Source organism: Thermotoga sp. RQ7 (assembly GCF_000832145.1).
GTDB classification, from domain to species: Bacteria; Thermotogota; Thermotogae; order Thermotogales; family Thermotogaceae; genus Thermotoga; species Thermotoga neapolitana.
Map to the genome: position 1 here is coordinate 1,560,054 of NZ_CP007633.1, position 15,241 is coordinate 1,575,294.

General features: G+C 47.9%; 12 protein-coding genes. 11 read left to right on the forward strand and 1 reads right to left on the reverse strand.

What is annotated here, in order from left to right; genetic code table 11:
* Positions 1-3 precede the first annotated feature (3 nt).
* The gene (locus TRQ7_RS08035) at positions 4-1,071 is read right to left on the reverse strand and encodes a radical SAM protein (protein WP_041844400.1); all 1,068 of its coding nucleotides are present in this window, start codon (positions 1,069-1,071) and stop codon (positions 4-6) included.
* Positions 1,072-1,212: 141 nt separating this feature from the next.
* Here TRQ7_RS08035 and TRQ7_RS08040 point away from each other — a divergent pair, with 141 nt between their 5' ends.
* The 11 genes from TRQ7_RS08040 to TRQ7_RS08090 all read left to right on the forward strand — a co-directional run bounded on the left by TRQ7_RS08040 (position 1,213) and on the right by TRQ7_RS08090 (position 15,201).
* Positions 1,213-2,475 (forward strand): ABC transporter substrate-binding protein, encoded by a 1,263-nt coding sequence (locus TRQ7_RS08040; RefSeq protein WP_038067779.1) that lies wholly within the window; start codon positions 1,213-1,215, stop codon positions 2,473-2,475.
* A 43-nt stretch (positions 2,476-2,518) separates the two neighbouring features.
* On the forward strand, positions 2,519-3,364 hold the full coding sequence (locus TRQ7_RS08045) for a sugar ABC transporter permease (RefSeq protein WP_015919808.1): 846 nt from the start codon (positions 2,519-2,521) through the stop codon (positions 3,362-3,364).
* Positions 3,361-4,158: a carbohydrate ABC transporter permease gene (locus TRQ7_RS08050; RefSeq protein WP_015919809.1), complete on the forward strand. Its 798-nt coding sequence runs from the start codon at positions 3,361-3,363 to the stop codon at positions 4,156-4,158. The genes TRQ7_RS08045 and TRQ7_RS08050 overlap by 4 nt, the downstream gene beginning before the upstream one ends.
* A gap of 13 nt (positions 4,159-4,171) precedes the next feature.
* Complete coding sequence (locus TRQ7_RS08055) at positions 4,172-5,239, forward strand: ABC transporter ATP-binding protein (RefSeq protein ID WP_041844401.1); 1,068 nt, start codon at positions 4,172-4,174, stop codon at positions 5,237-5,239.
* A complete protein-coding gene (locus TRQ7_RS08060; protein ID WP_041844402.1) occupies positions 5,236-7,731 on the forward strand; it encodes an alpha-mannosidase in 2,496 nt (831 codons plus the stop codon). Before TRQ7_RS08055 ends, TRQ7_RS08060 begins: the two co-directional genes overlap by 4 nt.
* Entirely contained in the window at positions 7,728-9,005 is a 1,278-nt protein-coding gene (mggS, locus tag TRQ7_RS08065) for a mannosylglucosylglycerate synthase (RefSeq protein ID WP_041844403.1), read from the forward strand. Before TRQ7_RS08060 ends, mggS begins: the two co-directional genes overlap by 4 nt.
* A complete protein-coding gene (locus tag TRQ7_RS08070) occupies positions 9,002-10,144 on the forward strand; it encodes a glycosyl transferase (protein ID WP_041844404.1) in 1,143 nt (380 codons plus the stop codon). Before mggS ends, TRQ7_RS08070 begins: the two co-directional genes overlap by 4 nt.
* A complete protein-coding gene (locus TRQ7_RS08075; RefSeq protein ID WP_015919814.1) occupies positions 10,128-10,928 on the forward strand; it encodes a MurR/RpiR family transcriptional regulator in 801 nt (266 codons plus the stop codon). The genes TRQ7_RS08070 and TRQ7_RS08075 overlap by 17 nt, the downstream gene beginning before the upstream one ends.
* 156 nt (positions 10,929-11,084) lie before the next feature.
* Positions 11,085-13,085, forward strand: coding sequence for a cellulase family glycosylhydrolase (locus TRQ7_RS08080; RefSeq protein WP_041844405.1), 2,001 nt, complete (start codon positions 11,085-11,087; stop codon positions 13,083-13,085).
* A gap of 15 nt (positions 13,086-13,100) precedes the next feature.
* The gene (locus TRQ7_RS08085; protein WP_038067940.1) at positions 13,101-14,081 is read left to right on the forward strand and encodes a glycoside hydrolase family 130 protein; all 981 of its coding nucleotides are present in this window, start codon (positions 13,101-13,103) and stop codon (positions 14,079-14,081) included.
* Between the two features lie 13 nt (positions 14,082-14,094).
* Positions 14,095-15,201, forward strand: coding sequence for an ROK family transcriptional regulator (locus TRQ7_RS08090; RefSeq protein WP_041844406.1), 1,107 nt, complete (start codon positions 14,095-14,097; stop codon positions 15,199-15,201).
* The last annotated feature ends 40 nt before the right edge of the window (positions 15,202-15,241 follow it).

The following is a 15,241-nucleotide window of genomic DNA, read 5'->3' on the forward strand; positions in this document are numbered from 1 at the left end:
AGATCAACTCAACAGCCAGACGTTCTCTACGAACACCCTTTTCAAGCCTTTTTCAATGGCCTTCTGCTTTACCCTCTCCATATGCTGTTTCCTGGTGGTGGAAAGGTCACTCATCAGATGCTGAGGTGCAAAAGCCAGAAGCACGAAGGGAATATCTGGATCCACCGATGAAACATATTCTGCGATTCCCTCTATTTCTTCTTCATCGATGTAGTGCGGTATCACAAGGACGCTGACGACAAGAAGGGGCATCTCTCTTCCTTTGCCCATGGATGCGACCAGACGAACGTTCTCCTTTATTCTCGAAACAGCCTTTCTGCCATCAACTCCTGTCAGTGCCTCATAAACTGTGGGTGAAAAGGCCTTCCAGTCTATCTTCACTGTGCCTCCTGTTTCAAGGCTGATTTTTGCCATGTTCTCCATGATCCTGGGATGAGCAAGTCCGTTTGTTTCCCAGCAGATTCTTCTCTTTTTCTTCAACTTTCTTGCGAATTCCAGTGCAAAAATGCTCCACGGTGTGGGATCTCCTCCAAAAAAGCACACACAGGACACGCGGGGATTCATGGCAACTTCTATCAGTTCATCGAGGTCCACTACTTTTCCTTCGGAGATTCTCCCATCTTTCACCATGTACTTGTGATCTATGTTTTGGCAGAAGAGACAGTCCAGGTTGCACCCTGCAAAGAAAACGGCAAGATTGTAGAAGCCTCTGTGATCCTTTTCCGGGCACACAGGCAAGGCGACGCAGTTTGTGGGATGAGGATCGTAGTACCAGTGAAGGAGAGCCTTTCTGTGAGAGCCGGTGATGTAGATGAGTCTGTTTCCTTCGTTTCTGAGAACTCCGCAGAATCCCACCTCACCTTCTGGTATGGCACATGCATTAACACAGAGAGGACACTTCAGGCCCTTTTCATGTTCTGCAGCATCGGATGGAAGACCTATCTCCTCTCTCCATTTTCTGTGTGAGTTTCTTGCAAATTCCAGATTTCCCTTTCTCAAGCAATTTACGCAGACTCCTATAGATTCACAGATCTCTTCAAAAGTTTGTCCACACACTCTGCAAACTCTCATGATCCCACCCCATCGAATCTCACCACGTTGTTAATGTTACCACCACTTGACAGAGGAGGTAATTTTTTGTTATCATCCATATGTAGAAAATTTTCTTTTTAGTTATGATATACGAAAAACTTTTTCAAGGGGGTGTTCATGGTGAGAAAGTGGTTGCTTTTCATGGTGATTCTGGCAGTTGTCGGTGTCGTTTTTGGTAAGGTGAACTTCGCTTCCACACAGATGACACCGGCGGCAGAGAGGGAGTTCATGCTGAACAAACTGGCAGAATTTTCGAAGTCATCGGGCATCGACGTGGAATTTCTCAACTTCGAATATCCACAGCTTTTCAGCAGACTCCAGGCAGAAATCAGGGCAGGAAGGACCACGTTGAATCTTGTAGCAGATCTTCAGGGAAATCTCTACATAATGGCATCTGAAGGACTTCTGAGTGATCTCAAAGACCTCAAATTCGAAGGGAAGACCTTCATTGAAACCCTCGAAAAGTTCGCTTACGTCAACGGCGAAAAGATCTTCGTTCCCTGGCTTCAGGCAACGTACGTTATGGCTATCAACAAGAAGGCGTTTGACTATCTGCCTCGCGGACTGTCCAGAGATGATGTGATCAAAGGAACGGAAAAATGGACCTATGAAGCTCTGCTTGAGTGGGCAAAGAACATCTACGAGAAAACGGGTCAACCTCTTCTTGGTTTCCCGATCGGACCGAAGGGTCTCTGGCACAGATTCCTCCATGGTTACATCTATCCTTCCTTCACGGGAGCCCAGGCTCTGAAATTCGACAGTGTGAGAGCCGTTGAGATGTGGAACTACCTGAAAGAACTCTTCAAATACGTTCACCCTGCAAGTTCCACCTGGGACGGTATGGCAGATCCTCTTTTGAGAGAAGAGGTGTGGATCGCCTGGGACCACACGGCAAGACTCAAGCCTGCCATCGTTGAAAAACCAGACGCTTTCGTTGTCGTTCCCGTTCCCAGGGGACCGATGGGAAGAGGATACATCATCGTTCTTGTGGGACTTGCCATTCCAAAGGGAGCAGATTTCGAAGAACCGGCGAAGGTGATAGACTACCTCACCTCTCCGGAAATGCAGGTTGAGATCCTCAAGAACGTGGGGTTCTTCCCCGTCGTCCAGGAAGCGGTTGGTGCCGTGCCGGAAGGCGCTCTCAAGGTCCTGGCTGAAGGTGTGATAAACCAGTCTGCCACGAAGGATTCTGTGGTGTCCTTCATACCGAGTCTGGGACCAAAGAGCGGAGAGTTCACCGAAACTTACAGAATGGCGTTCACGCGAATCGTCTTCCAGGGTGAAGATCCAGCGAAGGTAGTGAAAGAACTCGGTGAGCGAATCAGGCAGATGTTCAAAGAAACCGGAGCGGAACTTCCGGAACCGGACGCAAGTCTCTTCTGAGAACCCGGGGTGGGTCCCCCCACCCCTTTTCTGGGGGTGTGTTATGAGAGGAAAATGGATTCCCTTTCTTCTGATACTCCCTGCAGTTCTTTACCTTGTTGTTTTGATGGGATATCCTCTCTTTGAAACGTTCAGACTCGCTTTTACAAGCAACGAGGGGTTTTTCGGAAACTTCAAGCGTCTCATGGAGAGTGGAGAGTTCTGGAACGCCATGAAGAACACACTACTTCTCACAGCGGTGATCGTTCCAGCCCAGCTCATTCTTGCCCTGGGACTTGCTCTCTTTGTGAACTGGAAGTTCAGAGGTTACACGATGATCCTGTACTTCATAGCGATTCCACTTGCCCTGAGTGACGTCACAGCGGCCCTCATGAGTTACACGATATTTTCACCCAACGGATATTTGAACAAGATCCTCATGAGTCTGAACCTGATAGAAAGGCCTCTTTATTTCTTTGGGTACATGTTCAAGGCCAGAGAATTCTGGGTGATAGCCCTCACAGAAATCTGGAGAGCAACACCGCTTGTTTTCATCATCATCCTTGCTGGTCTTCAGTCGATAAACAGGGAATACCTGGAAGCTGCCGATCTGTTCGGTTTTTCCAGATGGAAGAAGTTCACAAAGATCATACTTCCGCTTTTGAAGCCATCCATCATGTCGGCACTTCTTCTGAGGACCCTCTTTGCGTTTCAGATATTCGGTGTCGTGTGGCTTCTTGCGGGAAGGGACATCCCGGTTCTGGCTGGTGAAACCTACTACTGGTACACCTTCATGAACGACCCGAAGATGGCCAGCGCTTATGCACTGGTGATCGCCCTCGTTACGATCATCGTCAGCTGGTTCTACATAACGTTCCTCAGGGCAAAACATCTGGAGGGGGCGCGATGATGAGAAGATTTTTCATCGTCTTTCTATCTGTGATCGTATCTCTGTGGTTTTTGACTCCGGTGTTCTTCATCGTCCTTGCATCACTCACACCTTCGTCGGATTACTACGATCCGCACAGGATATTCCCGAGCAGTCTCACCCTTGATCATCTCTACAAACTCTTCGTCACACTGGGAGGTGGTAAGGCAACGCTGACCAGTATCCAGGTGGCCCTCGTTTCGATAGGAATTTCGTTTCTTCTTGGGCTTCCCGCTGGATACGCCCTCACAAGGTATGTCTTTCCGGGAAAGAATGCCATCAGGCTCTCCATGCTCATGACAAGATCGATTCCCCTCATCGTGGTCGCAGTTCCTCTTGTGGTTCTTTACATGAGACTGAATCTTGCAGACACCACACTCGGTGTGGCACTGGCACACGCTTCGATGATACTGCCCTTTGTTGTTCTCATCACCTCCAGTGTGTTTTCCGGGATCTCTGTTGAATACGAGGAGGCGGGGATGGTCTTCGGATTGAGCAGGTTCCAGGCTTTTTTGAGAATCACACTTCCCCTTGCACTTCCTGGGCTCGCCGCTTCTGCCATATTTGCCTTTATCATGTCTTGGAACGAAGTCTTTGCCTCTTCGATTCTGACACTGACGAACAGAACGCTTCCCGCACACATCCTCAACACCGCCATGGCATCACCCGATTACTTCAAGTTCGCTGCGGGAACGATCATGGCGATCCCTGCAATGGTGTTCATATTCTTCATTCGAAAGTACCTCGTGAGCATGTGGGGTATCACCTTAAAGTGAGAGGTGATAGAAATTGGCTCAGGTGAGAATAGAAGGAGTGAAAAAGTACTTCGGGAACGTGAAGGCACTCGATGGTATCGACCTCACCGTGAACGAAGGAGAATTCCTCGTTCTGCTGGGGCCTTCAGGATGTGGAAAAACCACCCTCTTGAGATGCATAGCGGGCCTTGAGCAGGTAACAGAGGGAAGAATCTTCTTCAACGACCGTGAGGTGACGAACCTTGCACCGAAAGACAGGAACATCTCAATGGTTTTCCAGAGTTACGCAGTCTGGCCCCACATGAAGGTGAGAGACAACATAGGGTATCCCCTCAAACTCAAGAAGGTTCCAAAGGAAGAGATCGAAAGGAGGGTGAACTGGGCGGCAGATCTTCTTCACATATCAGAACTTCTCGACAGATACCCCGCACAGCTTTCGGGAGGTCAGAGACAGAGGGTTGCCGTTGCCCGCGCGATCGTTCATGAACCAGAAGTGCTCCTGATGGATGAACCCCTTTCGAATCTCGATGCTCTCCTTCGTGTGAAAATGAGAAGCGAATTGAAAAAACTCCAGGAAAGAATCGGTGTTACAACAATCTACGTGACCCACGATCAAACGGAAGCGATGACAATGGGAGATAGAATCGCCGTGATGAATCAGGGAAAACTCCAGCAGGTGGGAACACCCTCTGAGATATACCATCATCCTGTGAACATCTTCGTTGCAGGATTTGTGGGATCACCGCAGATGAACTTTCTGGAGATGGAAGTGAAATCTCGGGGAACCAGTATCTTCCTTGAGAAAGATGCCATATCGATTCCCCTGAAGACCGATCCAAAGATTTCAAGGGTTGTCCTCGGTATTCGTCCCGAAAACGTCTACCTGGAAGAGAGACCAAACACCGTCAGACTGGAAGGAGAGGTCTATTTTGCCGAAAAACTCATGTCGGACACGATACTCCACCTGAACGTTGGGACTGAGAAAATCGTTGCGAAGATCCCCGGTGATGTTGATTTCAAAAGTGGAGAAAAAGTTGAATTCTTCATAGATCCTGAGAAGATACACCTTTTCCATCCGGAAACAGGAGAGAGGCTTTCATGAAGGAAAAGGTGATCGTCCACAATCACTGGGACAGGGAGTGGTTCACCACATCCGAGGTGACCTCCCGCTGGCTGGGAGAGTTTTTTTTCAGAGTGAAGGACCTTTCTGAGAGAAATCCAGACTTTGTCTACGTGATGGACGGCCAGACGGCCGTGATCGAAGACCTTCTCACGGAAAACCCGCAGGTGGAGGAAGACCTCAAAAAACTGGTTGAAGAAGGGAAGTTGCTGATAGGACCCTATTACACGCAGATAGACTGGAGGATACCAAAAGAGCCGTCCATACTGAAAAATCTGGAGATAGGGTTGAAGGATTCTGAAAGATTCGGAAAGTGCATGAAGGTGGGATGGCTTCTTGACAACTTCGGTCACATATCTCAGGGCCCACAGTTGCACGGACTGTTCGGTATAGAGAAGGTCTTTCTCTGGCGGGGTGTTTCTTTCGAGAACGACGAGATCTCCCAGGAGTTTCTCTGGAAAGGAAGCGATGGCACAGCGGTTCAGGCCATATTTCTTGTGGGAGGCTACAGAAACCTGTACAACCTGAAAGAGACGAAAGAGATGGCAGAGAAAAGACTGAAGCACGAAAAGAAAAAACTGGAAAGGTTCTCAAGATCTGGTGAGGTGCTACTTCTCGATGGATACGATATAGACCTCTCTCCAGAAGATCCCCAGGAGTATCTGAGGATTAAGATCGTCTCGCCAGAAGATTTCCCTGAAAGGTTTCCCGGGGACGTACCTGTTCTTTCTGGAGAACTCCTTTCTGGAAGATACGCCTGCACCTTTCCGGGAACACTTTCCACCAGGGTGTATCTGAAACTGGAAAGCGACCTCATCGAAGATCTTCTGAAACTGGAGGATATCCTTTCTGCCCTGAACGGTGAAAAGCCTCAGGAAATCCTGTGGAGGGAGTACCTGAAGACCCTTGCGCACGACAACATCTGTGGAGTGTGTGTGGATCCTGTCCATGAAAAGATGGGGAGAACATACAGGAAGATGTACTTTCTTTTAAAAAGATCCGTGGAAGAAAAGTTGAAAGAACTTTCCGGGAAAGCAAGACTGAAAAGTGGTCTTTATGTTTTTTCTCTTTCTCCGTTTCCTTACAATCACTGGTACTGCGACGGTGAGAGAACAGTTCGGCTAAGAACAGACGGTGCGGGATTTTTCAGAGCCGAAACCGCCAGTCAGAAGAGAGAGTCGAACAAGGCCCTGTCGTGGAAGAACGACTACTACGAGGCACACTTTGAAAAAGACGGCTCTCTTCTCCTGAACGGAAAAAGGGCAGGTGTTTTGAATCTGTTCGAAGAAAAGGGTGATACCTACTCCACCTTCGTTGAAAAAACGGATTTCTCCGTGATTCTGAGAAGACTTGAGATCGTCTCCAGAACGGAACATTCCATGGTTGTTGAGATGGAAAGATCTGTTCAGTCACACCTGTGCCGTGTTGAAACGAAAGAAAGAATCGTCTTCGATGAAACACCACTTGTGAAATGGAATCTGGTTCTGAACACGAAGGGGAAGAACTACAAACTTTCGATGAGTTACGAGACAGGAACAGGAGAGATCTTTGCAAAGATGCCCTTCGATGTGGTGAAAAGAAAGGAAAAAGACGATTACCTACTACCAGAATCACTCCCTGAGAGTTTGAAAGGGATTCTTCTTGCAGCAAGAGAGACGGGTGTGGTGAGGGAATTTCCATTCCAGGGTTTTGTCTCCATATATGACGGGAAAATGTCGAAAACCTTCCTTGCAAAAGGTCTGAGAGAGTACTGGATGGAGAACAAAAGGGTGCACGTAACACTTGTGAGGTCGATCGAGTGGATAGCAAAGGATGTAAAGGGCAGAGTGGGGGACGCAGGTCCCATGATGTACGTTCCCGGAGCAAAGTGTGAGGGAAGCTTTTCGATGAAGCTTTCCTTTATGGAACTTGAGAGCCACCCAAGAAGCGAGGAGTTCTTCAGGTGGTACACCCTCTTTGACTGTCCTCCACTGTTTCTAGAGATCGAATCCGATGGAGAAGAAAGCGAACGTGTCCTTTTCAAATCAAAACTCCCGTGGGTTGGTGTGAAGGACTCTTCCCTCTGGGTCTTCAACCCATATCTGGGAGAAGTGGAAGGTTTAAAACCTCTTCAGATAGGAACAAGACGGATCGAACCGCTCTCTGGTGCGGTGCGACTTTCTGAACTGTCCATCTTGAACTTTCCGGAGTTTCCCGTTCTGCGTCTTGAGAGTTCACCAGAAGACGAAGCGGTGGACCTTTTGAAAAAGACCATTTCTGAACTCGACGCGGAAGCCTCCAGGCTCTCTGGAAAAGATGACGTGAAGTCAAAACACAGGTACTTTTCTCTTCTCAGAACGAAGAAAGAAATGGAACTTTCACTTTTTCACCTTCAGAGCGAGGAAAAACTGGCAAGGGAGTTGAACGAACTTCGAATGAAGAGAAGAACCTACGATTACCTGCTGGAACTCTTTGAAAGCGAGGAGAAAGCATGAAGATAGCCCTCCTTCACTACCGCGGTGGTCTCATGGACGGTGTTTCTCTCGAAATGGAGAAGTGGAAGAAGGTCCTGACGAGGATGGGACATGAGGTTCACATCGTGGCAGGAAACAGAAAAGAAGGAGTCGACGTGGTCGTGGAGGAGATCGGGTTTGAAAATCCAGACTTCGCTATGATGAACAGGAACTTCTTCGGAGGTGTGACGGATTTCTCCAATGAAGAGGATTTTCTGAGTTTTATGAAAAAGAAAGAGGAAGAACTCTTCCATACTTTAAGTGAGGTTTTGGAAGATTACGATCTTGTTGTTCCGAACAACATCTGGTCCCTGGGACTCTTTCCACCACTCGGCCTTGCCCTTTCGAAACTGAAAAAGAAATTCATCGCACACCACCACGATTTCTGGTGGGAGCGAAAGCACCTGATTCCAAAAAGCGAAAGGTTGAGAGAGATACTGGAAAGACACTTCCCACCGGATCTTCCAAATGTGAAGCACGTGGTCATAAACTCGATCGCAAAGAAAGAACTTCAGAAAAGAAAGGGCATAGATCCAGTTGTGGTGCCGAACGTTATGGATTTTGAAAGGCCACTTACCTCCGAAGATATGTATCACAGGATGAGAGAAGAACTCGGTATAGATCCGGGAACGATCGTTGCCCTTCAGGCAACAAGGATAGACAGAAGAAAAGCGATCGAACTTTCAATAGACGTTGTGGCTTTATTGAAAAGGACCCTGAAGAGAAAAACTCCTCTATACAACGGTAGTGTATTCAGCGGCGAGATTGTCCTCGTGTTTTCCGGTCTCTGTGAAGACACATCTTACCTTGAAGAGTTGAAAGAGTACGCTTCCCTGAAAAGTGTTCCACTTTTGATCTTCAGCGAGAGGGTGAAAGAAGACACCTCATTTTTCTGGAAACTCTACAACGTTGCCGATTTTGTCACGTATCCCACCATCCTTGAGGGGTGGGGAAACCAACTCCTTGAAGCGATAGCGGCGAAAAAACCGGTTGTTCTTTTCGAGTACGAGGTGTTCAGGTCCGACATAAAACCGGTGGGGTTGAAGTACGTCAGTCTGGGAGACCGTTACTTCAGAAGAGAAAACCTTGTGAAGGTTGAAGAGAGTGTTCTGCAGAAAGCGGTGGAGGAACTGTCAAGACTTTTGTGTGATCCTTCTCTTTACAGAGAAACGGTGGAGCACAACTTCGAAGTGGGGAAGAAGCACTTCAGTCTGGAAAGACTGAAAGAGATACTGAGCAGGGAGGTATTGGTATGAAGGTTGTCGTTGGGATACCCAGTTTCAACAACGCAGAGACGATTTCCCACGTTGCAAAAGTGGCGGCGAAGGGTATCATGGAGTTCTTCGATGGAGACGGCATGATCGTGAACTCAGATGGTGGGTCGTCCGATGGTACAAGAGAAAGATTTATGGAGACGGACACCTTCGGCATACCAAAGGAGAGTTTCATCTACGAGGGGATTCCGGGAAAAGGAAGTGCCATGAAGGCTATTATGGAGTTTTCTCTTGAACAGGGAGCACAGGCGGTGGTGTTTCTCGACTCCGACCTGAGAAGTGTGAAGCCTTGGTGGGTGGAAAGACTCGCAGGACCCATACTGAGAGGAGAAGCAGACTACGTCACACCGTTTTATCTGAGACACAGATTCGATGGCACGATCACAAACAACGTCTGTTTTCCCATGACGTCCGCCCTTTACGGAAAGAAGGTGAGACAGCCCATCGGGGGAGACTTCGGTGTTGGAAAAAAACTCCTTGAGATTTACTTAGAAAAACCGGAAGAGACGTGGAAAACGGACGTTGCAAGATTCGGTATCGATATCTGGATGACCACAACCGCCATAAACGAATCTGGAAGGATCCTTCAGGCGGCCCTCGGTACCAAGATCCACGATGTCAAGGATCCCGGAAAACACCTCAAGGGAATGTTCCTTCAGGTGGTGGGAACACTCTTTGAGTTGATGGTCACCTATCAGAACAGATGGATGAGTGTGTGGAACATTGAAGATGTGCCCATTTACGGTGAAACACCAGAAGAAGAAATTCCACCGATGACCATAGATGTGGACAATCTAAAAAAACTCGCAAAAGAAACACTGGTTGTACCAGAATACGTGAACGAGAGTGCCGTAAGAGAAGTGAAAGAAGATGGCACACTCAGCCTCAATTCCTGGGTTGATCTTCTCTACAGAAGTGCCGTTCAATACAGAAAGACGAGGGACAAAACGGTGGTGGAGAACCTTCTGCCGTTTTACTTTGCAAGAACCGCCAGGTTCGCAGAAGAGGTAAAATCTCTATCGGACGAAGAGGCCGAAAGGTACGTTTACGAGCAACTCGGGGTATTTCTGGAAAGGAAACGCCTGTTGAAGGAGGAGTGGGAGGTTGAAGATAAAGGATAGGATACTGAACATATACACACAGTTCAGCCCCGCCGAGCGGAGGGTGGCTGATTACATCCTGGAAAAACCGGATGATGTCATACACTACTCGATCACGGAGTTTGCAAAGATCGTGGGTGTGAGTGAAACCACGATTCACAGGGTGATCAAAAAACTCGATTTCGACGGCTATCAGGCCTTCAAGATCACCCTGGCAAGAGAGTTGAGCGGTATAGAAGAGGAGATAGAAAGACACGATTTCATAGATGAGGAAATAGAGATACTGAAACGTCTGAAGAACACACTGAACATGAAGGATGTAGAGCAGGCGGTGGAGTGGATCCTCTCAGCCCGGCGGGTGCTCTTTTTTGGAGTCGGACTTTCTGGGGTGGTATCAGAGTATGCGAGTTTGAAGTTTTCGCTCCTTGGTTTCCACACGTTCTTTTCCAACGACCCACACGTTCAGGTGATAGAGGCGGTGAACCTCACAGAGGAGGATCTGGTGATTTCGATCAGCCACACCGGAAACATAAGGGACACGGTGAAATCCACCCAGGTGGCAAAGGACATGGGAGCGAAAACGATTGCCATCACAACGAACAAAGACTCTGAACTGGCAAAGGTGGCCCACCTCGTTCTTCAGAGCCCTCCTGTGAAGTACGATACCTACGAGTTTTTGAGGGAAAACATCGGTGAAATCGCCGTTGTGGACGTTCTCTTCAAAGAGACCTTCCAGAGGATCTATCAGGAGAGAAAAAAGCACTTTGAAAACCTGGAGGATGTGTTCAAACCGAAGAGATTTTGAGATTTCGTCTTCCAATCCAGAATAATCTCGGATAGTTGGCTTTAAAAACCGAAAATCAAGAAAAATGACACTTGACTTTACAGAAGGGAAGATGATACATTTTTTCTGAAGGAGTTATAAATAAGTACAGATTACTAATTAACGGAGGGGATTCATATGAGAAAACTTGTGTTCTCATTTTTGATTGTGACATTGCCCATCGTCCTCTTTGCAAACAGTGATTTCGTGAAAGTGGAAAACGGCAGGTTCATACTGAACGGAGAAGAGTTCAGATTCGTTGGAAGCAACAACTACTACATGCACTACAAGAGCAATCGAATGATAGACAGTGTCCTTGAAAGTGCAAAAGCCATGGGGGTGAAGGTGCTCAGAATCTGGGGATTCCTCGATGGTGAGAGTTACTGCCGTGACAAGAACACCTACATGCACCCCGCACCGGGAGTATTTGGATTACCAGAGGGTATGAACGCTCAGAACGCTTTTGAAAGACTCGACTACACGGTAGCGAAAGCAAAAGAACTGGGCATAAAGCTCATAATCGTTCTTGTGAACAACTGGGACGACTTCGGAGGAATGAATCAATACGTGAGATGGTTTGGGGGCATCCATCACGATGACTTCTACAGGAACGAGAAGATCAAAGAAGAATACAAAAAGTACGTGTCTTTCCTCATAAACAGGGTGAACACCTACACGGGTGTTCCTTACAGGGAAGAGCCCACCATCATGGCATGGGAACTGGCGAACGAGCCCAGGTGTGAAACGGACAAGTCTGGTAACACACTCGTTGAATGGGTAGAGGAGATGAGTGCTTACATAAAGAGTCTGGATCCAAACCACCTGGTTGCCGTGGGTGACGAGGGATTCTTCAACAACTACGAAGGCTTCAGACCTTACGGTGGAGAGGCCGAGTGGGCCTACAACGGATGGTCCGGTGTTGACTGGAAGAGACTCTTGGAGATAGAGACGGTGAATTTTGGAACGTTCCATCTCTACCCCTCCCACTGGGGTGTGAGCCCTGAAAACTACGCACAGTGGGGGGCAAAGTGGATAGAAGATCACATAAAGATCGCAAAAGAGGTTGGAAAACCCGTCGTTCTGGAAGAGTACGGTATTCCCAAAAGTGCCCCGGTCAACAGGGTTGCCATTTACAAACTGTGGAACGATCTGGTTTACAACCTCGGTGGAAACGGTGCCATGTTCTGGATGCTCGCAGGGATCGGTGAAGGATGGGACAGAGACGAAAAGGGTTACTACCCCGATTACGGCGGCTTCAGAATAGTGAACGATGAAAGTGAAGAGGCAAAGTTGATCAGAGAGTACGCGAAACTGTTCAGCACGGGTGAGGATACGAGGGAAGATACCTGCATGTTCATCACACCAAAGGATGGTCAGGAGATCAAAAAGACTGTGAAGGTGAGGATGGGTGTTTTCGACTACAGCAACACATTCGAGGGAATATCCGTTGGGGTTGAAAATCTGCTCTTTGAAGATGAGATAAAACATCTCGGATATGGAGTTTACGGATTCGAATTTGACACAACGCGGATTTCAGACGGAGAACACGAGATGTTCCTTGAGGCACATTTCAGAGAAGAAGCGGTGAGAGACACAATCAGGGTGAAAGTTGTGAACAGAGCGCAGTATGTACTCGCAGAAGAAGTGGATTTTTCCATACCCGAAGAAGTCAAGAACTGGTGGAACAGCGGAACATGGCAGGCAGAGTTCAAAACACCCGATATCGAGTGGAACGGTGAAGTGGGAAACGGTGCTCTCCAGATGAATGTGGTACTTCCTGGAAAGAGTGACTGGGAAGAGGTGAGGGTGGTCAGGAAATTCGATCAACTCTCTGAGTGTGAGATCCTCGAATACGATATCTACATACCGGACGTTGAAGGACTCACAGGAAGATTGAGACCGTACGCGGTGCTGAACCCCGGCTGGGTGAAGATAGGGCTCGACATGAACAACACCTCGATTGACAGCGGAGAACTTGTCAGTTTCGATGGCAAAAAGTACAGAAAGTTCCATGTGAGGATCGAGTTCGACAAGACACCTGGAGTGAACGAGCTCCACATAGGTGTAGTTGGAGACCACCTGGAGTACGATGGACCGATTTTCATCGATAATGTGAGGCTCTATAAAAAATCTTCTTGAGGAGGCTGAATGATGTTGAGGGTTTTCAGTGAAAAGATCCCAAACATTCCCTGGGAGGAAAGGCCAGAGGGTCACACAGGACCTCTGTGGAGGTACAGTAAAAACCCCATAATCGGAAGAAATCCCGTTCCGAAGGGTGCGAGGGTGTTCAACTCTGCCGTTGTGCCGTACAACGGAGAATTCGTGGGAGTTTTCAGGATCGATCACAAAAACACCAGACCTTTTCTTCACTTCGGGAGGAGCAAAGACGGAATTCACTGGGAAATAGAACCAGAGGAGATCCAGTGGGTGGATCTGAACGGTAATCCTTTCCAGCCCAGTTATGCTTATGATCCAAGAGTGGTGAAGATAGAGGACACATACTATATAACCTTCTGCACAGATGATCACGGTCCCACGATTGGAGTGGGAATGACAAAGGATTTCAAAACCTTCGTGCGTCTTCCGAATGCCTACGTTCCATTCAACAGGAACGGAGTGCTCTTTCCAAGGAAGATAAACGGAAAGTATGTGATGTTAAACAGGCCGAGTGACAACGGTCATACTCCGTTTGGAGACATCTTCCTCAGTGAAAGCCCGGACATGATTCACTGGGGAAACCACAGATTCGTGATGGGAACAAGCAGTTACAACTGGTGGGAAAATCTCAAGATAGGAGCGGGCCCATATCCAATAGAAACGAGCGAGGGATGGCTCCTTATCTACCATGGTGTGACTCTCACCTGCAATGGATACGTTTACAGTTTTGGAGCCGCTCTTCTCGATCTGAACGATCCCAGTAAGGTTCTTTACAGGTCGAAGTACTATCTTTTAACACCGGAGGAGGATTACGAAACGATAGGATTCGTTCCAAACGTGGTTTTCCCCTGCGCTGCGCTCTGCGATTCTGAAACAGGAAGGGTAGCGATATACTACGGTGCGGCAGATACCCACGTTGCTGTCGCGTTTGGATACATAGACGAGATTGTAGAATTTGTGAAGAGAAACTCCATGTGAGGAGGATGACAGTTTGCTGAGGTCCATAAGAAAAGACAACACGTCGAAAATCCTGAAACGAATAATGAAATCTCCCGTGTCTCGTGTTGAGATCGCAGAAGAACTCGGTCTCACGAAGACCACTGTGGGAGAGATCGTAAAAATTCTTCTGGAAAAGGGCATTGTCACTGAGGAAAAGGACTCTCCCAGAGGTGTGGGAAGACCCACCATTTCTTTGAAAATAGTACCGGATTGCGCTCATGTCCTGGGTCTCGAGGTAACAAGAGACGAGATAGCGATCTGCCTCATGAACGCCAGCATGAGCATTCTCATATACGAAACGTATCCTCTACCTTTCCAGCGTGACAGGGAAGGCACTCTGAAGATCGTCTACAGAGGGATAGATCGTGCAAAGAACATGCTGGAGAAACTGGGCAGGAAACTTTCGGCTCTGACTGTGGCAGCACCGGGCCCAGTCGATGTTGAAAAGGGTATCATTATAAATCCAAGGAATTTTCCTCTGTCTCAGATTCCCCTTGCCGATCTTCTGAAAGATAAATACGGTGCTGAGGTCTGGGTGGAAAACGATGCTGACATGGGGGCAGTTGGAGAAAAGTGGTACACAGGGCGGGACGATTCCTTCGTCTGGATTTTGACGGGAAAAGGAATAGGATCCGGGATCATCATCAACGGGGAACTCTATCGGGGCGAGAATGGCTATGCGGGAGAGATCGGATACACCAGAGTCTTCGACGGAGAAAGATACGTTTTCCTGGAAGATGTGTGTGGAGAAGACACCGTCCTGAAGCATGTTCGTTCCATGGGCTTTGAGTCTCTCGCAGAGGCCATAGAATCTGAAGACGATCGTGTAAGAGAGTATCTGGACAGCATTGCCGAATTTTTCAGTACAGGCCTTTTGAACCTGATACACCTCTTTGGCATCTCAAAGGTCGTCATAGGAGGATTCTTCAAGGAGTTTGGAAACGATTTTCTGAAAAACCTGAAGATGAAGGTGGAAAGATACCTTCTCTACAAACACGAAGTGGACATCAGCTTCTCTACAGTTCAGGAGCCGGTGATCGCATTCGGAGCGGCAGTGCACGCACTGGAAAATTATCTGGAGAGAGTAGCAACGAGTTAAAGAAACGTTTTTGAAAATATTCGGAAATAAATCGGGATAA